This window comes from Streptomyces misionensis, from assembly GCF_900104815.1.
GTDB lineage: Bacteria > Actinomycetota > Actinomycetes > Streptomycetales > Streptomycetaceae > Streptomyces > Streptomyces misionensis.
In genome coordinates this window covers 4,804,975-4,829,118 of sequence record NZ_FNTD01000004.1, presented here as the reverse complement: position 1 = coordinate 4,829,118, position 24,144 = coordinate 4,804,975, and the positions used below count along the sequence as shown (strand labels likewise).

Sequence of the window (24,144 nt, the reverse complement as noted above, 5' to 3'; positions counted from 1 at the left end):
CGGGCCGATTGTCAGTGGCGGGTCCTACCGTCGTTCGCATGACTGAGCAGGGGGTGCGCTGGACCGCGGACCAGGTGCTGGCACTGGCGCCTGACGCCGCGTCACGCAAAGCGGGCGGCAAGCTCGGCACGGCGGGTCCGTGGTCCGGGGCGGGAAGCGGGACGGAGGCGGTGTGGGGGCTGTGCAAGGGCAGCGGCAGCAAGCCGTACCAGACGGTGGTCGACCTCACCGGACCGGCGTACCGGTGCAGTTGCCCGAGCCGTAAGTTCCCGTGCAAGCACGCGCTCGGGCTGCTCCTGCTGTGGGCGGGCGACGACGGCTCGGTGCCGGCCTGCGCCGCGCCGCCGGACTGGGCCGGGCAGTGGCTCGCGGAGCGGCGCGGGCGCGCGGAGAAGAAGCGGACGGAGGCCGGCGAGGGCGCCCCGGCCGCCGATCCGGAGGCGGCGCGGCGCCGGGCCGAGCGCCGGGCCGAACGGGTCACGGCGGGCGCGACCGAACTGGAGCGGCGCCTGGCCGACCTGCTGCGCGGCGGCCTCGCCCCGGCCGAACAGGCGGGGTACGGAATGTGGGAGGAGACGGCGGCCCGCATGGTCGACGCCCAGGCGCCCGGACTGGCCGCCCGGGTGCGGGAACTGGGCGCGATACCCGGCTCCGGCGCGGGCTGGCCGGCGCGGCTGCTCGAGGAGTGCGCGCTGCTGCACCTGCTCGACCAGGGCTGGCTGCGCCGGGACCGGCTGCCGGAGCCCCTGGCGGCCACCGTCCGCTCCCGGATCGGCCTGCCCGCCGCGGCGGACGGTCCGGCCGAGCGCGACCGCTGGCTGGTCCTCGCCCAGTACGACTCGGCGGACGCGAAACTGACGACCCGCCGGATCTGGCTGTACGGCGCCGAGTCGGGCCGCACCCGCCTGGTGCTGTCCTACGGCGCGGGCGGCCGGGCGCCGGAGCTGTCCCTGCCCGTCGGCCTCGTCCTTGACGCCGAGCTGTCCGGATACCCCGGCGCCGGTCAGTCCCGGGCCGCGCTGGGCGAGCGGTTCGCCGCGCCCGCACCGGCCGGGTTCCGTCCGTCGGGCGTGACCACGGCCGAGGCGGTGGCGCGGTACGGCACGGCCCTGCGCCAGGATCCCTGGCTGGAGTCGGTCCCGGTGACGCTGGAGCGGGTCGTCCCGGTCCCGGACGGCGAGCGGTGGCAACTGGCCGACGCCGAGGGGGACTCGGCCCTGCCGCTGACCCGGACCAACCGCTCCCGACCCGGTCCGTGGCGCCTGCTCGCCCTGTCCGGCGGCGCCCCCGTCACGGTCTTCGGCGAATGCGGCCACCGCGGCTTCACCCCGCTCACGGCCTGGCCGGAGGGCGCGCGGGAGGCGGTGGCCCTGTGCTGACCGCCCCGGCACATCCGCACGCACGCGAAGGGAAGGCACCCCGATGAACGGCAACACCACCGACGGCAGCGGCGCGTCCCCCGCCGGCGCCTGGGAGGACCTGGTCACCGCCGCCCTCCTCGGCACCGACCGGCGTCCTCCCGCGCGGCTCGCACCCGGCCGCCCGGCCCCCGTCGCGCTGCTGGACGCCGCCGCCGAGATCACCGTGCGGCGCCGGGCCGGACTGCGTCCCGCGCGGGCGGGACGGCGCCCGGAGCGGGCGCCCGGCGATCCCCGCCCCGCGCTGCCCGCGGCGGCGGCCCGCAGGCTGGCCATGCTGCTGGCCGACCGGGCCGGCGGCGCGTCCGGCGGCGGTCGCCGGGGCAGTTCCCCGGACCTGACGGAGCTGCTCCCGCAGTGGCTCGCGGCGGCCAACGCGCACGGGTACGCGGCCCCCGCGCAGGCGCTCCCCGCGCTGCTGGACGCGGCCCGGGGCCGTACCGACCTGCGCCCGGCCGCGCTGGCGTTCGCGGGGCCCCGGGCGCTGTGGCTGGCCCGGTTCAACCCCGACTGGCGGTTCGCCCTGCGCTCGGCCCCCGGCGGCACGGCGCTGCCGGAGCCCGGGAACGAGGAGGCGGTACACAGGCTGTGGCAGGAGGGGCTGTTCGCCGAGCGGGTGGCCCTGCTGGGCGCGCTGCGCTCCCGCACCCCCGCGCTCGCCCGCGAACTGCTGGCCGGGACCTGGCCGACGGAGCGGGCCGAGGACCGCCTGATGTTCCTGGACTCGCTGCGCGCCGGCCTGTCCGCCGCGGACGAGCCGTTCCTGGAGAAGGCACTGGGCGACCGCAGCCGCAACGTCCGGGCAACGGCGGCGGAACTGCTGTCGGCGCTGCCGGACTCGGCGCTGGCCGCGCGCATGGCCGTACGGGCGTCGGCGTGCGTGGCCCTGGACCGGACGGGCGGCGCGCCGGTGATCACGGTGGAGGCGCCGCACGAGTGCGACTCCGGCATGGAGCGCGACGGCGTGGTGGCCACCCCGCCCGCGGGCCGGGGGGAACGGTCCTGGTGGCTGGGCCAGTTGGTGGAGGCCGCGCCGCTGCGCACCTGGCCGGACCGGCTCGGCGGGCGGACGGCGTCGCAGATCGTGGCGCTGCCCGTGGCGGACGACTGGCAGGGCGAGCTGCACGCGGCCTGGTGCCGGGCGGCGGTGCGGCAGCGGGACGCCGTGTGGGCGCGGGCGCTGCTCGGCTCGCCGTCGGCCCCGGAGGCGGGCGGTCCGGGCGCGGTGTCCCTGGCCGAGCGCGCCAAGCTGCTGGCCACGCTGGACCCTGGCGAACGGGCCGAGTGGGTCGCCGGGTTCATCGCGACGCACGGACTGTCGGAGGCGTTCCAGCTGCTCGGCGTGTGCGGGGTGCCCTGGGCGGCGCCGCTGGGCCGGGCCGTGGTGGACGCCCTCAACATCGCGCGGGACGCGGGGAGTTATCCGTGGAGCTTCAGCGGGGTGATGGGGCTCGCGGAGCGCTGTCTGGACCCGGCGGAGGCCGCCCGGCTGCAGGCGCTGCTCGCGGCGCCCGACGAGCGGGAGGACGCGGCGCCGGGCGCCGGGGGTTACTGGGCCGAGGCGTTCCAGCGGCTCGTCACCACGCTGCGGCTGCGGGCGGCGATGGCCGACGAGCTGTCACCGAAGGACACCGCCGGTGCGCCGGAGCACCGGCCGGGGCCGGCCGCCGTCTCCGAGGCGGAGGAACTCCGCTCACCGCCCTCCGGCTCCGGGGCCGGGGAACACGACGCCACCGCCGGGGAAGACCGGTCCCCGCGCCCGGCACCATGACGGCCGTGCCGCCGCGCGCCCCCGGTTCAGCCCCCGGAGGCCGCCGGCTGGGCGACGTGCTCCCGCACCCACTCCACGATCGACGCGGTCGTCGCCCCCGGGGTGAAGATCTCCGCGACGCCCTTCTCCTTCAGCGGTGCGATGTCCTCCTCCGGGATGATGCCGCCGCCGAAGACGAGGATGTCCTCGGCGTCACGCTCCTTGAGCAGGTCGATGACCGCGGCGAACAGGGTGTTGTGCGCGCCGGACAAGATGGACAGTCCGATGGCGTCGGCGTCCTCCTGGAGAGCGGTGTCGACGATCTGCTCCGGCGTCTGGTGGAGGCCGGTGTAGATGACCTCCATCCCGGCGTCGCGCAGGGCGCGCGCGATGACCTTGGCCCCGCGGTCGTGGCCGTCGAGACCCGGCTTGGCGACCACCACGCGGATCGGACCGGTTGCCACACCCATCACTGCCTCCATCACCCGAGCACGAAGGCGAGCGCCTCCGCCGTATCGACAAGTACCGCACCCCCGGTGCGGCCCGCCACCCGTCGCGAAGTGAACGAGCGTTACCTCCAGCATCCCGCAACCGGCGGTTTTACGGCGTGCGACGACGGGGAACTCACAGAGTGGGACATGTAGGCACACGGGGTACGGAGCCGTCTCCCGTGTGCCGACGGGAGGTCGACCATGAAGGTCACCGGAGTAGTGCCGCTCTTCTTCCCGTACTGCCGCAGGCTGTGGCCCGGCAGGCTGGCCGGGGTGTCCATGACGCTGCTGAAGGCGACCGCGCTGGACGCCGCCGTCCTCGCCGGACACCTGCTGCTCTACCCGACCGGTCTGCTGCAAGAGCGCCCCGCCCCGATACCGCCGGTGGCCGGCGGAACCGCGCGGCTGCCCGTCCGGCCCGGCCCCCCGGTGGTGCTGCTGCACGGTTTCATCGACAACCGCTCGGTGTTCGTGCTGCTGCGCCGCAGCCTGGCCCAGCACGGCGGACAGCGGGTGGAATCGCTCAACTACTCCCCGCTGACCTGCGACATCCGCGCCGCTGCCGAACTGCTCGGCCGGCATGTGGAGGAGATATGCGAACGCCTGGGCAGCGCCCGGGTGGACATCGTCGGGCACAGCCTCGGCGGCCTCATCGCGCGGTACTACGTGCAGTGTCTGGGCGGTGACCTGCGGGTGCGCACGCTGGTCACCCTCGGCACCCCGCACGCGGGCACCCGGGTGGCGCCCCTCCTGGCCGACGCCCACCCGATCGTGCGCCAGATGCGGCCGGGTTCGGCGGTCATCGAGGAACTGGGACGGCCCGCACCCGGCTGCCGCACCCGGTTCGTCAGCTTCTGGAGTGACCTGGACCCGCTGATGAACCCGCTGGAGACGGCCTGCCTGGAGCACCCCGACCTCGACGCGCGGAACATACGGGTGACCGGCATCGGCCACCTCGCCCTGCCGGTGCATCCCACCGTGGCGGCCGGGATACGCGAGGCGCTGGACGCACCCCGCCCCGGGGGCCGGTTCGCGAACGGCCTGACCGTGGCCTGAGGCCCGCGCGGCACCGCCACACAGCCCTCTGACATCGAACGTACATCGAACAGAAAGCCAACTTCAGGCCTGGCGTCCCCCGAAACGGCGCCGATTGCCCGTTTCCGGCCGCCGCGAAACCGGCGGAAGATTGTCGCGCCCACGGACCGCCGGGTACAGTCGCCGCACTGCTCTGGCAGCCCCTGTTGTCGAGGCGAAAGAGAAGTTGGTGAACGACCGTCACCCGTCGGGGACGATGCCTGCCCCGGCCCCGGCTTCCGACGCCTCCGCTGCACCCCCCGCGCCGTACGGCACCCCGGAAGCCACCTACGGCGACTTCACCACGTACGGCGGCTATGACGCCACCGGTTTCACCAGCGGTTCCGTCCCCGCCCCCGATTTCCACGGCGATCCGCTCTTCGGCGGTCCGCCGGGCGGCCACCAGACCACGGGTGAATATGCCACTGGCCAATGGCAGTCCGGCATGGACACGGGCCAGACCCACGCGTACGGCGCCTATCCGGCCCAGCACCAGAACGGCTACGACACCGGCGGCTATGACACCGGCGGCTACGACACCACCGCCTGGTCGTTCCCCGCGCAGGCCACCGGCAACGGCACAAGCGGCCAGTGGGACGCGAACGCCTGGCTGCACCCCGGCCAGGGCGGTGCCGACGCCACCCGGCAGTGGGAGTGGGACGCCCAGGCCTTCGACACGGGCGCCTACGACGCCACGCAGTGGAACTGCGCCGACCCGGTCGCGCCGGCCGTCGCCGAACCGGACGCCGTACCGTTCGACCAGCAGGAGACCGCGACCTTCGAGGGGCTCGGCGACCTGGCCGTCGCCGGGGAACCCGCCACCGAACCGGACCCGTTGGAGCAGCGCGAGGAGACCATCCCGGCTCCGGTGGGGCGCGCCGGCTCACGGGCCGGGGCGCGTTCCCGGCGTCGTACGCCCGCCAAGCGCTCCGCGCTGCTGACCGTCGCCGTGCCCTCGGTCTGTGTGATGGGGGTCGCCGGGATCGCCGCGGCCTCCGTCAACGCCCTGCACGACGACGGCGGCACGGAGACCACCGCCAGCGCCTCGGACGCACACGCGGTCCAGCCGTCGGTGGCCAACAGCAAGCTGGACAGCCAGCTCAGGACCCTGTCGGCCGGTGCCGACGACTTCGCCGACCGGGCGAGCCGCACCCAGGAGCGGATCGACCTCAAGGCGCAGCAGGACCTGGAGAAGAAGAAGGCCGCCGCGGAGGCCGCACTGAAGGAGCGGCTGCGCCCCAAGTTCGCGCTGCCGGTCACCCAGCGGGGACTGAGCGCCTACTTCGGGCAGGCGGGCGTCAACTGGATGTCCGTGCACACCGGCATCGACTTCCCGGTCTCGTACGGCACCACGGTGATGGCGGCGACCGACGGCACCGTCTCCACCAAGTGGAACAGCGCCTACGGCAACATGATGATCCTGACCGCGAAGGACGGCACGGAGACCTGGTACTGCCACCTGTCCAGCTACCGCGTCTCCCCCGGTACCACCGTGAAGGCCGGCGAGCCGATCGCCTACTCCGGCAACTCCGGCAACTCCACTGGCCCGCACCTGCACTTCGAGGTACGGCCCGCGGGCGGCGCGGCGATCGACCCGCTGCCCTGGCTGCGGAGCCACGGTCTCGATCCGACCTGAGCGGTGAGGCCCTCGCCGTCCAGCGAGGGCCTCACCGGTGCTACAGCTTCTCCACCGGCGCGTACCGCAGCAGCAGCCGCTTCGGCTTGGTGTCGCCGAAGTCGATCGTGGCCTCCGCGTTGGCGCCCGTGCCCTTGACCCCGACGACGGTGCCGAGCCCGAACTGGTCGTGCGTCACCCGGTCTCCGACGGACAGCGCGACCACCGGCTTCTCCGCGGTCCGCCGCGTGGCGAAACCGGACGCGCCCGATGCGGAGGAGCGCGAACGCGACGACGACAGCGAGGCCGCGACCCCGGACACCGGCCCGGAGGACATCGGTGCCGTCGCGCCCGTGCGCTTCCAGTCAACGTGGGTCGCCGGGATCTCCTCCAGGAAGCGGGAGGGCGGGTTGTACGACGGCTGCCCCCAGGCGCTGCGCATCGCGGACCGCGTCAGGTACAGCCGCTCCCGCGCCCGGGTGATGCCCACATAGGCCAGCCGCCGTTCCTCCTCCAGCTCCTTGACCTGGCCGAGGGCGCGCATGTGCGGGAAGACGCCGTCCTCCATGCCGGTCAGGAACACGACCGGGAACTCGAGGCCCTTGGCGGTGTGCAGGGTCATCAGGGTGATGACGCCGTCGCCGTCCTCCTCGTCGGGGATCTGGTCGGAGTCGGCGACCAGGGCGACCTGCTCCAGGAAGTCGGCCAGCGTGCCGCCCGACGCCGCTTCGCCCTCGCCGCGCTCCTGCTCGAACTCCAGGGCGACGGCGGCGAGTTCCTGGAGGTTCTCGATGCGGGTCTCGTCCTGCGGGTCGGTCGAGTTCTGCAACTCGGCCAGATAGCCGGTGCGTTCGAGTATGGCCTCCAGGACGGTGGCCGGTCCGGCGCCGGACTCCACGATGGTGCGCAGGTCCTCCATCAGCGTGTTGAAGCGTTTGACCGCGTTGGTGGAGCGGGCGGCCATGCCGTACGCCTCGTCCACCCGCTTGAGCGCCTGCGGGAAGCTGATCTTCTCGCGCTGGGCGAGAGCGTCGATCATCGCCTCCGCGCGTTCGCCGATGCCCCGCTTGGGCACGTTGAGGATGCGGCGCAGCGGCACCGAGTCCTCGGGGTTGGCGAGGACGCGCAGGTAGGCGAGGACGTCCCGGACCTCCTTGCGCTCGTAGAAGCGGACGCCGCCGACGACCTTGTAGGGCAGGCCGACGCGGATGAAGACCTCTTCGAAGACACGGGACTGCGCGTTGGTGCGGTAGAAGACGGCGACGTCCCCGGCTCGTGCCTCGCCCGCGTCCGTGAGCCGGTCTATCTCGTCGGCGACGAACTGCGCCTCGTCGTGCTCGGTGTCGGCGACATAGCCGGTGATCCGCGCGCCCTGGCCCGCGTTGGTCCACAGGTTCTTCGGGCGGCGGGACTCGTTGCGCTCGATGACCGCGTTGGCGGCGGACAGGATGGTCTGGGTGGAGCGGTAGTTCTGCTCCAGCAGGATCGTCGTCGCGTCCGGGTAGTCCTCCTCGAACTGGAGGATGTTGCGGATCGTCGCACCGCGGAAGGCGTAGATCGACTGGTCCGCGTCACCCACCACGCAGAGTTCGGCGGGCGGCGTGTCGTACTCGCCGGGCGGTACGTCCTCGTCGTGGGCGCCGGTGCCGACCAGCTCGCGGACCAGGGCGTACTGGGCGTGGTTGGTGTCCTGGTACTCGTCCACCAGGACGTGCCGGAAGCGGCGGCGGTAGTGCTCGGCGACGTCCGGGAAGGCGCGCAGCAGGTTGACCGTCGTCATGATCAGGTCGTCGAAGTCGAGGGCGTTGGCCTCGCGCAGCCGCGACTGGTACAGCGCGTAGGCCTGCGCCAGGGTCTTCTCGAAGCCGTCGGCGGCCTGGGCGGCGAAGTCCTCCTCGTCGATCAGCTCGTTCTTCAGGTTGCTGATCTTGGCGCTGAAGGACTTGGGCGGGAAGCGCTTGGGGTCGAGGTCCAGGTCGCGGCAGACCAGGGCCATCAGGCGCTTGCTGTCGGCGGCGTCGTAGATCGAGAACGACGACGTGAACCCGAGTTTCTTGCTCTCCCGGCGCAGGATGCGCACGCACGCGCTGTGGAAGGTCATCACCCACATGGCGTTCGCGCGCGGGCCGACGAGCTGCTCGACGCGCTCCTTCATCTCGCCCGCGGCCTTGTTGGTGAAGGTGATCGCGAGGATCTGGCCGGGGTGCACACCGCGCTCGGCGAGCAGGTGGGCGATGCGGTGGGTGAGCACGCGGGTCTTGCCGGAGCCGGCGCCGGCGACGATGAGCAGCGGGGAGCCGGCGTGCACGACCGCGGCGCGCTGGTTGTCGTTCAGCCCCTCCAGCAGGGCCGCCGGGTCGAGCGGGGGACGCGGGGCGCCGTCGCGGTAATGGGTGTCCCGGTCCGGCGGCATGTCGAACTTCCCGCCGAACAGATCGTCCGGAACGGGTTCCGGAGCGTGATCGTCCTCGGGCGGCGGCGGGGGTTCCTCGTCGTGCCCGCGCGGGGGCTGGAGGTCCGCCAGGAAGCTGTCGTCAAAGAGGCTGCTCATCGCTCTCCGAGTCTAGGGCGCCCCACCGACAACCGGTCCCGGTCTCCGGAACCCGGCGGTGGAGCGGATGATCGGGCGAACGGCCCGCGCTTCACGGTGAGGCGTGGGTCACCGTCGGGACGGGAACGGATGGGCGTTTCCGCGTCCCGCGTCCCCGCGCGCGTGCTTCGCCCGGCCCGGGTCCCTGGCTAGCATCGTACGCATGCCCGGCACCCCAGGTCTGCGTGCGTGGTGGGCAGGCCGGTCGCCGGCCGCCGGAGCCGCCGTGATGGCGTCCGGCATCCTGTCGACGGTCCTGCATCCGACCGGCGACGAGGGCCTCTCCCTGGCAGCGCCGGCGCCGGCGGGCGTCATCTGGATCGCGCTGGCCGTCGGTTTCGTCCGGCGGCTGGTCACGGACCCGCGCCGCTGGGCCACCGAGGCGCGGAGCCCGGGTGCGCTCACCGCCGTCGCCGCGACCGCCGTTCTCGCCGGCAGCTGCCGCGGGTCGAACCGGAACAGGGCGAGGGCGTAGAGCGCCGGCCCCGGCCAGAACAGCACCAGGGCGGTGTGCGCGAGCCACGCCGTGTGGGAGGGGGCCGGTGACCACTGGGTCTCGGGCAGTGCGCTCGCCATCTCGGCACTGGCCGGGGCGGGCCTGCTCGCCGCCAGGGACACGGCGGGCCTGTACCCGTGGAACGACGACGACCGCGACGCCCTGCGCCTGACGACGGTCGTCCTGCTCGTCCTGTGCCTGGCGGTGTACGCGGTGCTGCTGGTCGCCAAGGCGGTCCGGCCCCGGCTCTCCTACGACGAGCGCCGCTGGGCGACGGTCTTCCCGCTGGGGATGACGGCGGCGGCGACCCTGTCCGTCGCGACCGCCGTGGGCGTCCCCTGGCTCAGGGGCCCGGGGCGCGCGCTGGAGTGGGTGGCGGTGTGGCTGCTGGTGGCCGCCGGTGCGGTCGCCGACGCGGTGCGCACGGCCCGTGCCGAGGCGGCCGAGGGGCGCTGACCGTCAGGTCCAGAGCACGGCGATGAAGATGTTGGTCGCGGTCAGCGCGCCGACCAGCCCGAACTGCGCCTTGTCGACCCGCTCCTCGTCACGCTTGACGTAGACCAGGCCGAGGATCACGATCAGCAGCGCCAGCTTCACACCGATCTTGATGGTGTTGATCTGCGCGCCCTGGGCCTGGTTGAGGCCGACCAGGGCCACGCCGGTGACCAGCATGGTCAGTGCGCCGTGCAGCATCCCGGGCACGAACCGGGCCGTGCCCTGGCCCATCGCCTTCATCTGGGTGAGGAAACCGCCGAGCAGCGCGGCGATGCCGATGATGTGCAGGCCGACGAAGAGATGGATGAGTACGTCCATGGGGCCGGAGCCTAACCAGCGCCTCGCGGCGGCCCGCCACCGCCCCCACCCGAGGGCTCATCCCGCACGAACAGGTCCCATAGCACCCTGTCGCTCACCACTCCCTCACTTTCCGCACTTCGATCACCACGCTCTGTGAAGGATGCGCCCGAGGCCGTCTCATGCGGTCACATGCGGTCATGAACCGCTTCCTGGAAGCCAGTTCCGCACAGTGTGTTACCGGCTTGTCACCGTCCGCTCTAACGTCCTCCTCTCAGGCACCCCGGCCTACCCCGCCGGGGGCACGAGTCGTACGGAAGGACGTGACGGCAGAGGTGGCAGCGCACCGCAGGCCACGGCAGCACCCGCTCGGCGGACACACGGCCCGGGCGGCCGCCGTCCTCGCGCTTGCGGGGGCGGCCACCACCACGGGCTTCGACGGCACCGGACAGGCCGGGCCCCGGCCGACCCCGGCCCAGGTGAAGGCCAGGGTGGACACGCTGTACCGGGAAGCCGAGACCGCCACGCAGAAGTACGACGGCGCGAAGGACGCGGTGGACGCGGGCGAGCGCCGGCTCGACTCGCTGCGGGACGAGGCCGCCCGCGAGGAGCAGCGCCTGAACACCGCCCGGGACGCGCTCGGTTCGTTCGCTGCCGCGCAGTACCGCTCCGGTGACATCGCCCCCGCCTGGCAACTGGCCCTGTCCAGCGACCCCGACCGGTATCTGGACGCCGCCGCGCTCGCCGAACGCGCCGGGGACCGGCAGGCCGCCACCGTCTCCCAGGTACGGCAACAGCTGCGGCAGATCGAGCGGTTGCGCGGCGCCGCCCGCGTGGAGCTGACGTCACTGCGGTCGCACCAGGCCGAGCTGCGACGGCAGAAGAAGGCCGTCACCGGCAAACTGGCCGAGGCCCGGCGGCTGTTGGCCGGACTCACCCCGAGCGAACGCGGACAGAGCACCGGCGACGGCACCGGGGCCCCGGAGCGCGCGTCCCGGTCGGCCGACGACGCCCGGCAGGCGCTGGAGCGGGCCGGTTCCGTCGCCGCTCCCGACTCCCGCGCGGCGGCGGCCGTCGCCTATGCCTTCGCCAAGCTCGGCAGCCCCTACGTATGGGGCGCGACCGGCCCTAACGCCTTCGACTGCTCGGGCCTGGTCCAGGCCGCCTACCGCTCCGCCGGGGTGTCGCTCCCCCGCACCACGTACGCCCAGATCGGCGCCGGCCGGCGCGTCTCCCGCTCCGAACTTCGCCCCGGCGACCTGGTGTTCTTCTACTCCGGTGTCAGCCATGTCGGTCTCTACATCGGCGACGGCCGGATGATCCACGCCCCGAACCCCTCGGCCCCGGTACGCGTGGCCCCGATCGACCAGATGCCGTTCGCGGGGGCGACCCGGGTGGTGTGAGCGCGGGCCGCCCGCCGCGGAGGCCGGCCGTCCCGGGGTCAGACCAGACGGCGCGCGGTGGCCCAGCGGGTCAGCTCGTGACGGTTGGACAGCTGGAGCTTGCGCAGCACCGCCGAGACATGGGACTCGACCGTCTTCACCGAGATGAACAGCTGCTTGGCGATCTCCTTGTACGCGTACCCGCGGGCGATCAGGCGCAGCACCTCCCGCTCGCGCTGGGTGAGACGGTCCAGGTCCTCGTCCACAGGCGGGGCGTCGGTGGAGGCGAAGGCGTCCAGGACGAACCCGGCCAGCCGCGGCGAGAAGACCGCGTCCCCCTCCTGGACCCGGAAGATCGAGTCCACCAGGTCGGTGCCGGTGATGGTCTTGGTGACGTAACCGCGGGCGCCGCCGCGGATCACCCCGATCACGTCCTCCGCCGCGTCCGACACCGACAGCGCCAAAAAGCGCACCGGTCGTTCGGCGTCCGCGGTCAGCGCGGCGCACCGGCGCAGCACCTCGACACCACCGCCGCCGGGCAGATGGACGTCGAGGAGGACCACCTCGGGCCGGGTCGCGGTGATGACCGTGACCGCCTGGTCGACGTCCGCGGCCTCGCCCACCACCTCGACGCCGGTCTCGGCGGTCCGGCCGATCTCCGCCTGGACGCCGGTGCGGAACATCCGGTGGTCGTCCACCAGCACCACCCGGACGTGCCGCCCGTCCGCACCGCTGTCGCCGAGCCCGCCGGCCCCGGCCGCCTCCGCCGCCCCCGCCGTGCCGTTCGCCTCGGTCGCGTCGCTCATGCCGTCTTCTCCGCCCTCTCCATCTCCAGCTCGACCTCCGTGCCGCCGCCGGGCACCGCCCGCAGCCGGGCCGTGCCGCCGTTGCGCTCCATGCGGCCGATGATCGATTCTCTGACGCCCATCCGGTCGGCGGGTATCGAGTCGAGGTCGAAGCCCGGACCGCGGTCGCGCACGGACACGAACACCGATCCGCTCTCGACCTCGGCGTAGACCTGCACGGCGCCGCCCTCGCCACCGTACTTGGCGGCGTTCACCATCGCTTCGCGCGCGGCCTGCATCTGTGCCCCGATCCTGTCGTCCAGCGGGCAGTCGCCGACGACCACGACCTCGATCGGCACCCCGTGCTTGTCCTCGACCTCGGCGGCGCTGCGGCGCACCGCCTCGGCGACCGTGTCCGGCTCGTCCGCCTCGTCCTTACCGGTGCCCTCCGGCTTGTACAGCCAGGTGCGCAGGTCCCGCTCCTGGGCACGGGCGAGGCGGCGGACCTCGCTCGGACTGTCGGCGTTGCGCTGGATCAGGGTCAGGGTGTGCAGCACGGAGTCGTGCACATGCGCGGCGACCTCCGCGCGCTCCTGGGCGCGGATGCGCATCAACCGCTCCTCGGACAGGTCCTGCGTCACCCGGATCAGATAGGGGCCGGCGAGTAGGGTGATGCCGACGAGGACGGCGAGCGCGGCCTGGAGCACGGCGCCGAGGTGGGCGGCCGACCCCTGGAGGACGAAGATCGCCGAGACGCCGGCCGTGACGAGCAGGACACCGGCGGCCGCGCGCACCAGCGTCAGGGTGCGGCGGCGCCGGCCGACCTCGACCCAGCGGGCCCGGCGGGCGTTGTCCGCCTGGCGCCAGACGAGGGCGACGCCGGCCGCGACGAGCACGGCGGGCACCAGATAGGCCTTGGCCGTACTGGTCAGGTCGACGCTGCTGACGAAGACCATGGACACGGTGACCATGAGGAGCAGCGCGACGATCTGACCGCGGTCCGGCTTGCGGGCGACGAGTCTGCGGCGGCCGCCGGGCGTGGTCTCGGTGCCGACCGGGGACGGCCGGTGCCCGCCGACGCCGCCGACACCGAGCGGCACGAAGAACCAGAACGCCGCGTACAGCAGCGCGCCCAGGCCGTTGGCCATGAACAGGCCGACGAACACGAGCCGGACCCAGACGACGGGCAGCCCGAGATGCCCGGCGAGGCCCCGCGCCACTCCGCCGAGCCAGCGTCCGTCGCCGCTGCGGTAGAGCTTGCGCGGCGGCCGCGGGTCGTCGAGGGGCGTGCTTGCGGCTTCCGGCATGGCATCGATGGTCACACGGGCGGCCGGGCCGGGGCATCAGGGTCGGCCCCCGAGACGCCCCTGATCTTCCCCGGTGCCAGGCCGGGGGCCTGGTCCCGCGCCGTTTCCGGGCCGGTCCGCGCCGCTCGAACGCTTCCCCGGCCCGTCTCAGGGCCGATTTCAGGGTTCGCCCAGGGTCGTCCCGACTGCCGTGGCGGCGGTGCGGCCGTCACCATGGACGCATGACGGATCACGAGCATGCCGCGACGGGTCCGGGACCCGGCCCCGGCCCGCGCCCGGTCCCGGGCACCGGGCCGACGGATGCCGCGCCCGCCGCGACGCAGAACAGGGGCGTGGCCGGGAGCGGCACCGCCCCCCGCGTGGAAGGCAGGGACAACGAGGACGGCACGGGCGAGCAGAGGAACTCGGAGAAGGCGAAGGACGCGACGACCGCGGAGGACACGGAGAACGCGAACGACGCGGAGTCCGCGGAGTACTCCGATGTCTCCGGGGTCTTCGAGAAGCCGGGGAGTGCCGGGAACGGGGGACGACATGATCCGTCGGCCCCCGCGGCCGGCTCCGCCGGCAGCCCGGCACCGTTCCGGCGCGAGCGCCGGCACAAGCTGATCGCGGGTGTGTGCGCGGGGCTCGCTCGGCAGACCGACATGGACCCGGTGATATTCCGGATCACCCTCGCCGTCCTGTCCGCGACCGGTGGCTTCGGCCTCATCTTCTACGGCTTCGTCTGGCTGCTGGTGCCGTACGAGGACGAGGAGGAGAACGAGGTACGCAAGCTGCTGACCGGCCGGGTCGACGGCCAGGCGCTGGCCGCCGTGCTGTTCGCCCTGGTCGGCTGCGGAGTCTTCCTGACCATGCTCGGAAACACCGGGACGCTGGCCTTCGCGGCGGTGCTCTCGCTGCTGCTCGCGGGCGCCGGATACTGGTCGAGGCACCGCGGTGCTCCCGACCCCGACCCGCTGACCGCGCAGGCCGCCGCCGACGCCCCGCCGGAGGCGCAGGCACCGCCGGTGGTCACCGCCTACCCCTCCTGGTGGCGGGACCCGATCGTCAAGGACGGCAGCCATGTCGGCGGCACCGGCTATCTGTGGGGTCCCGGCGACACCCGCGTGCGGGACGGTGACCTCCTGTCGGCCGTCGATGTCGGCATCGCCACGCCCTGGACCCACCCCGGCGCCGTGCGGCCGCCGCGCCCCGCGCCCCCGAAGCCGCGCGGACCGCGCTGGATCGGCGGCCCGGTGTTCCTGCTGGCGCTCCTGGCGGGCGGCCTGGGCGCAGGGCTGACCTGGGACACCCACACACTGGGCGACAGCCTGCAGACCGGGCTCGCCTGTGCGCTGGCCGTCTTCGGCCTGGGTATCGCGGTCAGCGCCCTGCTGGGCCGCACGGGCGCCGGGACGGTGTTCCTGGCGGTCATCACGGCGGTGCTGCTCGCGGGGGCGGCGGCGATGCCCGGGGACATCACCACGCACTGGCGGGTGACCTCCTGGATACCCACCTCGGCATCGCAGCTCCGGCCGGGATACGAACTGGGCACCGGCCGGGGCACCTTGGACCTGACCCGGATACGTCTGGCCAAGGGGCAGACCGTCGCCACGGACGTGCACATCGGTGCGGGCCGGCTGAAGGTGATCGTGCCGGCCGACGCGACGGTGCGGATGAACATCGAGGTGGGAGTGGGCGACATCAAGTTGCCCGGGCAGAGCGGAAGGGACTTGGACGTGCAGCCGGAGCGGCACAGGGAGGTGACGCTGTCACCCGTCAAGGGCGGCGCGGACGGCGGCACCCTGGACCTCTCGCTCCAGGTCGGGGCGGGAGAGGTGGAGGTGGACCGTGCTGCGTCATGAGTTCCGGCCCGGGAAGCTGGTCGCCGGTCTGTTCCTCGTGGCCGCCGGTGTGGTGTTCGCCGGGGACGCGAACGGACTGTGGCGGGCTCCCTGGTTCGCGATCGTCCCGCTGGTGGTGGGGGGTCTGTGCCTGGGCGGGGCCACGACCGTCGTGGTCCGGGCGATACGCGGACGCGGCGGGGCCGAGGCGGACTAGACCGCGGCGGGCGGCGGTCCCCGGGGCCCTGCGCGCTGGCCCCGGGCGCACTCCGGAGGTGGCATCGGAAGGGGGCGGTCGCTGGGGGCGGCGGCCACCGAGTGACGGGGTCAGGGGTCAACCCGAGAACCGAGAAGGCCCCGGAAGCCCTTGGGGCCTGGAAGGCCTAGAAGTAACCGAGGGACCGGCGTCGGTGGCGGGCGCGCCAGGCGGCGTCCAGGGAGAGATAGGGGGCACCGGCAAGGACGAGCGGCAGCCAGGCCATCAGATAGGCGAGGTCGTTGCCGTAGTAGTAGGGGGTCGTCGCCCAGCTCATGGTCAGCCACAGGCTCAGCGAGATCAGTGCGCCGCCCAGCGCGGCCACCCGGCCGAACAGGCCGAGCAGGGTGGCGATGCCGATGGCCAGTTCGCCGAGGGCGATGGTGTAGCCGAAACCGACCGGGCTCTTGAGGGCCAGGTCGACCAGAGCGGGGACGGCGGTGGTCTCGTGTGCCCCGCGCATGATGTCGCCGATCGAGCCGGCACCGGCGGCCTTCATGAAGGCGCTGTCGGTGATCTTGTCCAGACCGGCGTAGAGGAAGGTGACTCCGAGGAAGACGCGCAGGGGCAGCAGGGCGTAGTGAGCGGCGGTGTCCCGCCAGCCGTTCGGGCTGTTCAGTCGGGTGGTGCGCGTGTCCATCCGCATACCGGTCATGCTGCCGAGCCGCCTCTCGTCCGCCGTCCCTGCCTGTCTCCGCATGCTCTCCCGACCATACGTATGACTGAGAGGAGCGATTCAATCACCCCTGGGCGTTTTTCGGGATTTCAGGCTTTCGTATGAGAGGAGGATCGCGAGCGGAGGACGCTCACTCGGTGATCTGGACCGTGTAGCGGTTGGTCGGCACTCCGGCCGCGGTCACCACCTGGACCTCCAGCGAGCCGGGCTCGACGTCGGCCGGCACGGGGACGGTCAGGACGGTGTCCGTGGGGTTGCGGAAGCCTCCGGTGACCGGGACGAGCGGTACGTGGACGTCGACGGCGCCGATGCGGACGACCATGCGGGAGAGGCGTTCGGCGGTCTGCGCTCCGGGCGGGACGAAGCCGGTGCCGCGGATCTCGATGTCGTCGCCGGTGCGGATCGGGCCGTCCAGGTCGCCGGGTTCACGGGCACGGACCACGGAGAGGATGGCCGGCCGGCCGCCCTCCGCGTACTTGCCGGCGAGATAGGTGGCGGCCGAGATCAGGACGACGACCGCGAGGCCCCAGGGCAGGTCGGGCAGTCGGTCGGGGCGCCGGGCGAGGCGGACGGCGGCGAAGGCCAGGGCGACGGCGCTGATGGCGACGTACTGGATGTCGGTGAAGGCGCCCCGGCCGGAGTCGTCGGTGAGCAGGTCGGCGGCGCGCGGGCGGTGGGCGGGCACCTTCTGCAGCCGCTGGGCGAGGATGCGCAGGCTCACCACCCGGCGGACCAGGACGGCGATGCCGCAGACCACGGCGAGGACGGTCGCCACACCGGCGCCACGGGCGAGATCGAGGCCCGAGATCAGCGCGTCGCGCTCGGTGTGGTCGGAGGCGGCGGCCAGGCGGGCCGCCAGCAGCAGGACGGCGTACCCGAGGAACAGCACCCAGCAGGCGGCGACGGAACGGGAGGTGGACATGCGATGGTCCTCGCCGATCACCGGGGCGAGCGCGCCGCCGCGCGCCCGGTGGAACCAGCAGGCGGCACTCAGCGCCCCGGCCACCAGGAGGGCGGCGAGCAGGGCGGCGGTACGGGCGCTGGTCCAGCCGGCCCCGATCGCGGTCAGTGCCTCGCCGAGCAGCAGGGCGACGAACGCGCCCCACACCACGCACAGCGTCCGCAGCCACAACCGGGCGAGCCACATCTCGCCCTCGGCGCGGCCGCGTTCGGCGACGGCCTCCGCCCGCTGGGTCAGCTCCTCGGAGACCCACTGCCGCGACGCCGAGGCCGAGTGCGCGACGGCCGCGGGCAGGCCCTGCCCGGCCGCGAACTCGTCGCGCCGCCGCAGGAAAGCGGCGACGGCACGCCGGTGTCCCTCACGGGCGCCGTGCGGACAGTCGCCGCAGCCGCAGCCGCCCTCGTGGACGCCCTCGGCATCCGCCCCTCTGGCCTCCTGCACCGCCACGTCCGACGCCCGCCTTCCCCACGACTTCGCGGCACGACCGCCGGCCCCTCGGTGAGCCGTCCCGCCGCCGTGCAACTCCCGTACGTCGACAGCGAATTGTGCCCTACCGGGAACGGCCGGGGGCCGCCGGGCGGGTCATACGGGTGAACAACGGTCCATGGTGTTGACACGACCGGTGCCGACACGGGGGGGGACCGACACAACCGGCACCGGCACAACCGGCACCGGCACAACCAGTGCCACCGCGCCCGGCGTCCGGCCCCCACCCCATGGCCTCCTCGCCCCTCGCTCCCTGGCCCCCTCGCCCCCTGGTTCAGCCGAGCAAGTCCGGTTCGGTGCGGGTGATCCGCTGCCACAGGGGCTGGTAGTTGATCCACGCGACCAGGTCGCCGCCGAGTTGTTCGCGGGTGGCGGCGGCGAGTTTGTGGTCGATGAGCACCGGCCGACCGGCGGCCCGGGCCAGCAGCTGCACCTGGCAGGAGCGGTCCATGGACAGGAACCACCAGGCCGCCGCGTCCACCGAGCCGCCGACGGTGAGCAGCCCGTGGTTGCGCAGCACGAGCGCCTTGCGGGAGCCGAGCGCGGACGCGATCCGGCGGCCCTCCTCGGCATCGACGGTGACCCCGGTGTAGGCGTCGTAGAGGGCGGCGTCCTCGTAGAAGGCGCAGCTCTCCTGGGTGATGGGATCGATGAGTTCGCCGAGCGCGGCGAGGGCGCGGCCGTGCACGGAGTGGCAGTGGGCGACGGCGACGACGTCCGGGCGTGCGGCGTGGACCTGGGCGTGCACGGTGAAGGCGGCCTGGTTGACGTGGTAGCGGCCCTCGACGACCTGCCCGTCCTGATTGGCGAGGACCAGGTCGCTGACGGTGACGTGCCCGAACGGCATCCCGAAGGGGTTGACCCAGAAGCAGTCGGTGAACTCGGGGTCGCGGGCGGTTATGTGGCCGGAGACGCCGTCCTCGAACCCCTGGCGCCCGAAGATCCGCAGGGCTCCGGCGAGCCGTTCCTTGCGGTACCGGCGCTCGTCCTCGACCGAGTCGTGCATCGGCGGCATGGCGAACTGCAGCTGGTCGGTGGGCAGCGGCAGCGGCGGGGTGGGCCCGGGCATAGGTCCTCCAGCGCTGGTAGTGCGGTACGGGCGGAAGTTACCGCCGGTGGACGCAAAAGGGCAGGGCTGTTCCGTAAAGATGGCGCGCAGATGAGAAGGGCGACAGGAGATGTCGGGATTGGGCGGCACACTCGGCCGGTATGAACTGGGCAGACTTCACCGCGGCCGAACCGGCCCTCGCACGCACCGCGCGGGAGCGCTTCGGCGCCTTCCGGCACCACGTCCTCGCCACCGTCCGCCCCGACGGCTCCGCGCGCCTTTCCGGTCTGGAGGTGCGGTTCCACGACGGCGGGCTCTGGCTCGGGATGATGCCGGACTCGCGAAAGGCCCGCGACCTGCTGCGCGATCCGCGCTTCGCGCTGCACGCCAATCCGGGCGAGGGCACCGGGATGGCCGGCGGGGACGTGCGGATCAGCGGGCGGGCGTACGAGGTCGGGGCGGGGCCGGTCAAGGACGGATATGTGAAAGAGGTGGAACCGCCGGAGCCGTTCCACCTCTTCCGCACCGAGTTGACGGAGGTCGTGAGGACCTTTGTCGAGGACGACCGGTATCTGGTCGTCCAGGTCTGGAAGCCCGAAGAGCCGGTGCGGACTCTCCGGCGGACCTAGGAACTGCCGGGGATCACTCCCACTCGATGGTGCCCGGCGGCTTGGAGGTGACGTCGAGGACGACGCGGTTGACGTCCCGGACCTCGTTGGTGATGCGGGTCGAGATGCGGGAGAGGACGTCGTAGGGCAGCCGGGACCAGTCGGCGGTCATGGCGTCCTCGGAGGAGACCGGGCGCAGCACGATCGGGTGACCGTAGGTGCGGCCGTCGCCCTGGACGCCCACGCTGCGCACATCGGCGAGCAGGACCACCGGGCACTGCCAGATGTCGCGGTCGAGGCCGGCCGCGGTCAGCTCCTCGCGGGCGATGGCGTCGGCCTCGCGGAGCAGATCCAGACGCTCCTTCGTCACCTCGCCGACGATGCGGATGCCGAGGCCCGGGCCCGGGAACGGCTGGCGCTGGACGATCTCCTCGGGCAGGCCGAGCTCCTGGCCGACCATCCGGACCTCGTCCTTGAACAGCTTGCGCAGCGGCTCGACCAGCTTGAACTCGAGGTCCTCGGGCAGGCCGCCGACGTTGTGGTGCGACTTGATGTTGGCGGTGCCGGTGCCGCCGCCGGACTCGACCACGTCCGGGTACAGGGTGCCCTGGACCAGGAACTCCACGGCCGGGCCCTCGTCGGCGATGATCTCGGCCTGCGCCTGCTCGAAGACGCGGATGAACTCGCGGCCGATGATCTTGCGCTTCTCCTCGGGGTCGCTGACCCCGGCGAGGGCGTTCAGGAAGCGCTCCTCGGCGTCGACGACCTTCAGCTGGACGCCGGTGGCCGCGACGAAGTCCTTCTCGACCTGCTCGGTCTCGCCCTTGCGCATCAGGCCGTGGTCGACGTACACGCAGGTCAGCTGGGAGCCGATGGCCTTCTGCACCAGGGCGGCGGCCACCGCGGAGTCCACACCGCCGGACAGGCCGCAGATCGCGCGCTTGTCGCCGACCAGCTCGCGGATGGCCTCGACCTGCTCCTCGATCACGTTGCCCGTGGTCCAGGTCGGCTTGAGGCCCGCGCCGCGGTACAGGAAGTGCTCGAGCACCTGCTGGCCGTGCGTGGAGTGCATGACCTCGGGGTGGTGCTGGACGCCGTAGAGCTTCTTCTCGTCGTTCTCGAACGCGGCGACCGGGACCAGGTCGGTGGACGCGGTGACCGTGAAGCCCTCGGGGGCGGCGGAGCAGGCGTCGCCGTGCGACATCCAGACCTGCTGCTCGGCCGGGGTGCCCTCGAAGAGGGTGGAGGACGTCTTGGAGACGTGCAGGTCGGTGCGGCCGTACTCACGGGCGCCGGTGTTGTCGACGGTGCCGCCGAGGGCGCGCGCCATCAGCTGGAAGCCGTAGCACATGCCGAAGACGGGGACGCCGGCCTCGAAGATCGCGCGGTCGAGGCTGGGCGCGCCCTCCTCGTAGACCGACGAGGGGCCGCCGGAGAGGATGATCGCCGCGGGCTTCTTGGCGAGCATCTCCTGGACCGGCATGGTGCTCGGCACGATCTCGCTGTAGACCCGCGCCTCGCGGACGCGACGGGCGATGAGCTGGGCGTACTGCGCACCGAAGTCGACGACCAGGACGGTGTCGGGGGCAGTGGGAGTCGCTGATGACACGGGGTGCCTTCTGGTGGTCCGGGCGGGGGTCTGTACTACGAGTCTAACGGTGTGGCCGGAAAGCCTTCCGCCGAGCGCCACCGGCCGCGGCAGGAGCCATCGCACCGGCCGTGGCATACTGGCCGCATGCTTCAGCACGCGACCTTCGTCTTTACCTATGGCACCCGGCCCGCCGGTTGCCATGGTCGTGCTGCTTAGCGAAACGCCGAGCGACTTCCCAGGCGCCCCGGGCCGACAAGGCCCGGGGCGCCTGTCGTTTTTCCGGGTCACGTCGTTCCGGGGCTCCCCCTTCACGATCAGGAGCCCCCGACATGAGCACCACCACACCGGAAGAGACCACCGGGACCGAGACCCCCGAGGCGACCATCGCCGCCGCGCGGGAGCGCATCGACGCGCTGGACGACCGGATCATCGGTCTCGTCCAGGAGCGGATGGCGGTCTCCGACGTGGTCCAGCGGACCCGTATCGCCGGCGGCGGACGGCGGGTCAGCCTCAACCGCGAGATGGAGATCCTCGCCCGCTACCGGGACGCGCTGGGCAGGCCCGGCACCGCGCTCGCCATGACCCTGCTGGAGCTGTGCCGGGGGCGCATCTGACCCACGCGCCGGCCGAGACAACGACCCGACCGAGCCCGCCCGGCCACCCCCGACCGGTACAGCCGACCCGTCCGACAATCGGATTCGCGTTCGACGGCCGTCTCACCCGTACGGCGCGTGACCGGTCCGTGTGCCGCTTCGTTAGCGGGGTGTCCGTGCCAGCCAGGGGCGGGCCCGACAGAACCACGCGTGGCTCGCTGGAGCGATGAGGCGTACGGGTCGTGCCGTGCGCCGTGGGACCTCGCTCCAGGGAAGTGACCGGACGGCAGGGGACAGCAGCCCGGTCACCAAGAGAGGCCGGCTCCGGGGACGCCCGGGGCCGGCCGGCGGTACGCACGTCCCGCGTGCCGCGCGGCACCACAGCACCCCTTCACCGGACCCCACCCCGACGCACGGGACCCCACGGGGATCCTCCGGACTCCACCGGACGCGAAGAGGGACCTGCATCCCCCTCCGAAGGCAGGTCCCTCATTACCGTCTTCTTGATCCGGCAGCTGGTTTGATCTGTCACGGCGCCGGAGGGTTGCGCCGCCACCCCGGAAACAGCTGTGATCCGGGTCACACGCCGGTGGCTACTCCGGCTTCGGCGGCACCGTCGGCACCCCGAGGAACGGCAGCCTCAGCGCGCCGAAGGCCTCCGCCGGCACCGCCGGCGACCGCGGCTCCACCGGCGCCAGCCGCTCGTACGCCGCCCCCGGCGCCGGCCGCGGGTCCTCCTCGCCCTTGTTCGGCCAGAAGGACATGGCCCGCTCGGCCTGCGCGGTGATCGTCAGCGAGGGGTTGACGCCCAGGTTCGCCGAGACCGCGGCGCCGTCCACGACCGAGATGCCGGGATGCCCGTACAGGCGGTGGTAGGGGTCGATCACGCCGGTCTCGGCCGAGTCGCCGATGGGGCAGCCGCCCAGGAAGTGCGCGGTGAGCGGGGTCCCCATCAGCTCGCCCACGTTGCTGCCCGGGAAACCGTTGATCTCGGCCGCGAGCGCGGTGGCGGCCTCGGTGGCGGCGCGGATCTGCTTGGGGTTGGGCGAGCCGTGCCCCTGCCGGGCGGTGAGCAGGCCCTTGCCGACGCCGTCGGGCTTCAGGTACGTCGTCAGCGAGTTGTCCAGGGACTGCATCACCAGACCGATGATGGTCCGCTCCGACCAGCGCCGGTTGGACAGGGAGCGCAGGACGAGCACCGGGTGCCGGGCCGCGTTCGCCAGCCAGCCCAGCGCCCGGGAGGAGCCCTCGGCGTACGGCACCTGGAGGATGGACAGACCGCCCATGGCGTTGGAGCCCTTGCCGTAGCGGACGGGCTCGATGTGGGTGTTCTCGTCTGGGTGGATCGACGAGGTGATCGCGACGCCCCGGGTGAAGTCGGCCCGCGCCGCGCCGTGCACCTTGCGGTAACGGCGGTCGAGGGTCTGCGCGCCCACCAGCGCCTCGGAGTTCGTGCGGGTCAGATCACCCAGCCGCTTGGACAGGTACGGCAGTTGGCCGCCGGTCCGCATGCGGTGCAGCAGCGTCTGGGTGCCGTAGGTGCCGGCCGCGAGGACGACCCGGCGCGCCGTGAAGACCCGTCCCTCGCCCTTCTTCTTCCGGTCGGTCGGCAGGGTGGCCACCGCGTAGCCGCCGCGCGAGTCGTCGGTGACGGACACCACGGTGGTCATCGGGTGGACCACCGCGCCCGCCTTCTGGGCGAGGTGGAGGTAGTTCTCGTTCAGGGTGTTCTTGGCGCCGTGCCGGCAGCCGGTCATGCACTCGCCGCACTCGGTGCAGGCGTTGCGCTCCGGGCCCGCCCCGCCGAAGTACGGGTCGGGCACCCGCTGTCCGGGCGCGGCCTTCGCGGTGCCGTCCGCGTCCTTGCCGTCCCCGAAGAAGACGCCCACCGGCGCGAGGTGGAAGGTGTCACCGACGCCCATCCGCCGGGCCGCCGCCTCGAGATGGACGTCGGAGGGGGTCATGGTGGGGTTGAGCCGCACCCCGAGCATGCGCCGGGCCTGGTCGTAGTACGGCCGCAGCTCCTCCTGCCAGTCGGTGATGTCCTTCCACTGGGGGTCGTCGAAGAACGCCTTCGGCGGCACGTAGAGGGTGTTGGCGTAGTTGAGCGAACCACCGCCGACACCCGCGCCGGCCAGCACCATCACATTGCCCAGCAGATGGATGCGCTGGATGCCGTACATGCCGAGTTTCGGGGCCCACAGGTAGTTCTTCAGGTCCCAGGAGTTCTTCGGCAGCGACTCCCGGGTGAAGCGGCGGCCGGCCTCCAGGACGCCCACCCTGTAGCCCTTCTCGGTCAGGCGCAGGGCCGACACGGACCCGCCGAACCCCGACCCGACCACGATGACGTCGTAGTCGTACCCGTCGTTCTTCTCCTGCGACTGCGCCACATGCACTCCTCG

General features: G+C 72.9%; 21 protein-coding genes. 11 read left to right on the top strand and 10 right to left on the bottom strand.

The annotated features are described in order from the left end of the window. The first annotated feature begins 38 nt into the window (after positions 1-38). Both BLW85_RS23700 and BLW85_RS23695 read left to right on the top strand, forming a co-directional pair. The gene (locus tag BLW85_RS23700; protein ID WP_074993044.1) at positions 39-1,379 is read left to right on the top strand and encodes an SWIM zinc finger family protein; all 1,341 of its coding nucleotides are present in this window, start codon (positions 39-41) and stop codon (positions 1,377-1,379) included. A gap of 43 nt (positions 1,380-1,422) precedes the next feature. Next, complete coding sequence (locus BLW85_RS23695; protein ID WP_244174907.1) at positions 1,423-3,189, top strand: DUF5691 domain-containing protein; 1,767 nt, start codon at positions 1,423-1,425, stop codon at positions 3,187-3,189. A 26-nt stretch (positions 3,190-3,215) separates the two neighbouring features. Here the strand turns inward: BLW85_RS23695 and icmB are convergent, their stop codons facing one another. Beyond that, a complete protein-coding gene (gene icmB, locus BLW85_RS23690; protein WP_070026248.1) occupies positions 3,216-3,638 on the bottom strand; it encodes a coenzyme B12-dependent isobutyryl CoA mutase small subunit in 423 nt (140 codons plus the stop codon). Between the two features lie 222 nt (positions 3,639-3,860). Here icmB and BLW85_RS23685 point away from each other — a divergent pair, with 222 nt between their 5' ends. Together BLW85_RS23685 and BLW85_RS23680 are read left to right on the top strand one after the other, a co-directional pair. Then, complete coding sequence (locus BLW85_RS23685; protein ID WP_074993043.1) at positions 3,861-4,715, top strand: esterase/lipase family protein; 855 nt, start codon at positions 3,861-3,863, stop codon at positions 4,713-4,715. A 208-nt stretch (positions 4,716-4,923) separates the two neighbouring features. After that, the gene (locus BLW85_RS23680) at positions 4,924-6,369 is read left to right on the top strand and encodes a M23 family metallopeptidase (protein ID WP_074993042.1); all 1,446 of its coding nucleotides are present in this window, start codon (positions 4,924-4,926) and stop codon (positions 6,367-6,369) included. 40 nt (positions 6,370-6,409) lie between these two features. Here BLW85_RS23680 and pcrA read toward each other — a convergent pair whose 3' ends face one another. Beyond that, entirely contained in the window at positions 6,410-8,899 is a 2,490-nt protein-coding gene (pcrA, locus tag BLW85_RS23675; protein ID WP_070026251.1) for a DNA helicase PcrA, read from the bottom strand. 202 nt (positions 8,900-9,101) lie between these two features. Here pcrA and BLW85_RS40790 point away from each other — a divergent pair, with 202 nt between their 5' ends. Together BLW85_RS40790 and BLW85_RS40785 are read left to right on the top strand one after the other, a co-directional pair. Next, positions 9,102-9,413 carry a hypothetical protein gene (locus tag BLW85_RS40790; RefSeq protein ID WP_244175068.1) on the top strand — a complete coding sequence of 104 codons (312 nt, stop codon included), beginning with the start codon at positions 9,102-9,104 and terminating at the stop codon, positions 9,411-9,413. 33 nt (positions 9,414-9,446) lie between these two features. Continuing rightward, on the top strand, positions 9,447-9,890 hold the full coding sequence (locus BLW85_RS40785) for an SLAC1 family transporter (protein WP_341867949.1): 444 nt from the start codon (positions 9,447-9,449) through the stop codon (positions 9,888-9,890). Positions 9,891-9,893: 3 nt separating this feature from the next. On the opposite strand, the gene BLW85_RS23660 is transcribed toward BLW85_RS40785, so the two are convergent. Then, on the bottom strand, positions 9,894-10,247 hold the full coding sequence (locus BLW85_RS23660; RefSeq protein ID WP_074993041.1) for a hypothetical protein: 354 nt from the start codon (positions 10,245-10,247) through the stop codon (positions 9,894-9,896). 314 nt (positions 10,248-10,561) lie between these two features. Between BLW85_RS23660 and BLW85_RS23655 the strand changes: the two genes are divergently transcribed. After that, positions 10,562-11,629, top strand: a complete 1,068-nt coding sequence (locus tag BLW85_RS23655; RefSeq protein ID WP_074993040.1) for a C40 family peptidase — start codon at positions 10,562-10,564, stop codon at positions 11,627-11,629. A gap of 38 nt (positions 11,630-11,667) precedes the next feature. Here the strand turns inward: BLW85_RS23655 and BLW85_RS23650 are convergent, their stop codons facing one another. Both BLW85_RS23650 and BLW85_RS23645 read right to left on the bottom strand, forming a co-directional pair. Then, positions 11,668-12,414: a LuxR C-terminal-related transcriptional regulator gene (locus BLW85_RS23650; RefSeq protein WP_070026254.1), complete on the bottom strand. Its 747-nt coding sequence runs from the start codon at positions 12,412-12,414 to the stop codon at positions 11,668-11,670. Continuing rightward, complete coding sequence (locus tag BLW85_RS23645) at positions 12,411-13,700, bottom strand: ATP-binding protein (RefSeq protein WP_074996183.1); 1,290 nt, start codon at positions 13,698-13,700, stop codon at positions 12,411-12,413. Before BLW85_RS23645 ends, BLW85_RS23650 begins: the two co-directional genes overlap by 4 nt. A 221-nt stretch (positions 13,701-13,921) precedes the next feature. Here BLW85_RS23645 and BLW85_RS23640 point away from each other — a divergent pair, with 221 nt between their 5' ends. Both BLW85_RS23640 and BLW85_RS23635 read left to right on the top strand, forming a co-directional pair. Further along, a complete protein-coding gene (locus BLW85_RS23640) occupies positions 13,922-15,544 on the top strand; it encodes a PspC domain-containing protein (RefSeq protein ID WP_074993039.1) in 1,623 nt (540 codons plus the stop codon). Beyond that, on the top strand, positions 15,531-15,740 hold the full coding sequence (locus tag BLW85_RS23635; protein WP_070026255.1) for a hypothetical protein: 210 nt from the start codon (positions 15,531-15,533) through the stop codon (positions 15,738-15,740). Before BLW85_RS23640 ends, BLW85_RS23635 begins: the two co-directional genes overlap by 14 nt. Before the next feature lie 166 nt (positions 15,741-15,906). On the opposite strand, the gene BLW85_RS23630 is transcribed toward BLW85_RS23635, so the two are convergent. The 3 genes from BLW85_RS23630 to BLW85_RS23620 form a co-directional block, all read right to left on the bottom strand. Further along, positions 15,907-16,425, bottom strand: a complete 519-nt coding sequence (locus BLW85_RS23630; RefSeq protein ID WP_425275367.1) for a DoxX family protein — start codon at positions 16,423-16,425, stop codon at positions 15,907-15,909. Positions 16,426-16,585: 160 nt separating this feature from the next. Beyond that, the gene (locus BLW85_RS23625) at positions 16,586-17,863 is read right to left on the bottom strand and encodes a hypothetical protein (protein WP_074993038.1); all 1,278 of its coding nucleotides are present in this window, start codon (positions 17,861-17,863) and stop codon (positions 16,586-16,588) included. A 313-nt stretch (positions 17,864-18,176) separates the two neighbouring features. Continuing rightward, positions 18,177-18,971: a class II aldolase/adducin family protein gene (locus tag BLW85_RS23620; RefSeq protein ID WP_074993037.1), complete on the bottom strand. Its 795-nt coding sequence runs from the start codon at positions 18,969-18,971 to the stop codon at positions 18,177-18,179. A 140-nt stretch (positions 18,972-19,111) separates the two neighbouring features. Between BLW85_RS23620 and BLW85_RS23615 the strand changes: the two genes are divergently transcribed. Continuing rightward, the gene (locus BLW85_RS23615) at positions 19,112-19,579 is read left to right on the top strand and encodes a pyridoxamine 5'-phosphate oxidase family protein (protein WP_074993036.1); all 468 of its coding nucleotides are present in this window, start codon (positions 19,112-19,114) and stop codon (positions 19,577-19,579) included. A gap of 13 nt (positions 19,580-19,592) precedes the next feature. Here the strand turns inward: BLW85_RS23615 and guaA are convergent, their stop codons facing one another. Continuing rightward, positions 19,593-21,167, bottom strand: a complete 1,575-nt coding sequence (gene guaA, locus BLW85_RS23610; RefSeq protein ID WP_070026259.1) for a glutamine-hydrolyzing GMP synthase — start codon at positions 21,165-21,167, stop codon at positions 19,593-19,595. Positions 21,168-21,478: 311 nt separating this feature from the next. Here guaA and BLW85_RS23605 point away from each other — a divergent pair, with 311 nt between their 5' ends. Next, the gene (locus tag BLW85_RS23605) at positions 21,479-21,763 is read left to right on the top strand and encodes a chorismate mutase (RefSeq protein WP_070026260.1); all 285 of its coding nucleotides are present in this window, start codon (positions 21,479-21,481) and stop codon (positions 21,761-21,763) included. Between the two features lie 572 nt (positions 21,764-22,335). Here BLW85_RS23605 and BLW85_RS23600 read toward each other — a convergent pair. Then, positions 22,336-24,132 (bottom strand): GMC family oxidoreductase N-terminal domain-containing protein, encoded by a 1,797-nt coding sequence (locus BLW85_RS23600; protein WP_074993035.1) that lies wholly within the window; start codon positions 24,130-24,132, stop codon positions 22,336-22,338. Positions 24,133-24,144: the final 12 nt, after the last annotated feature.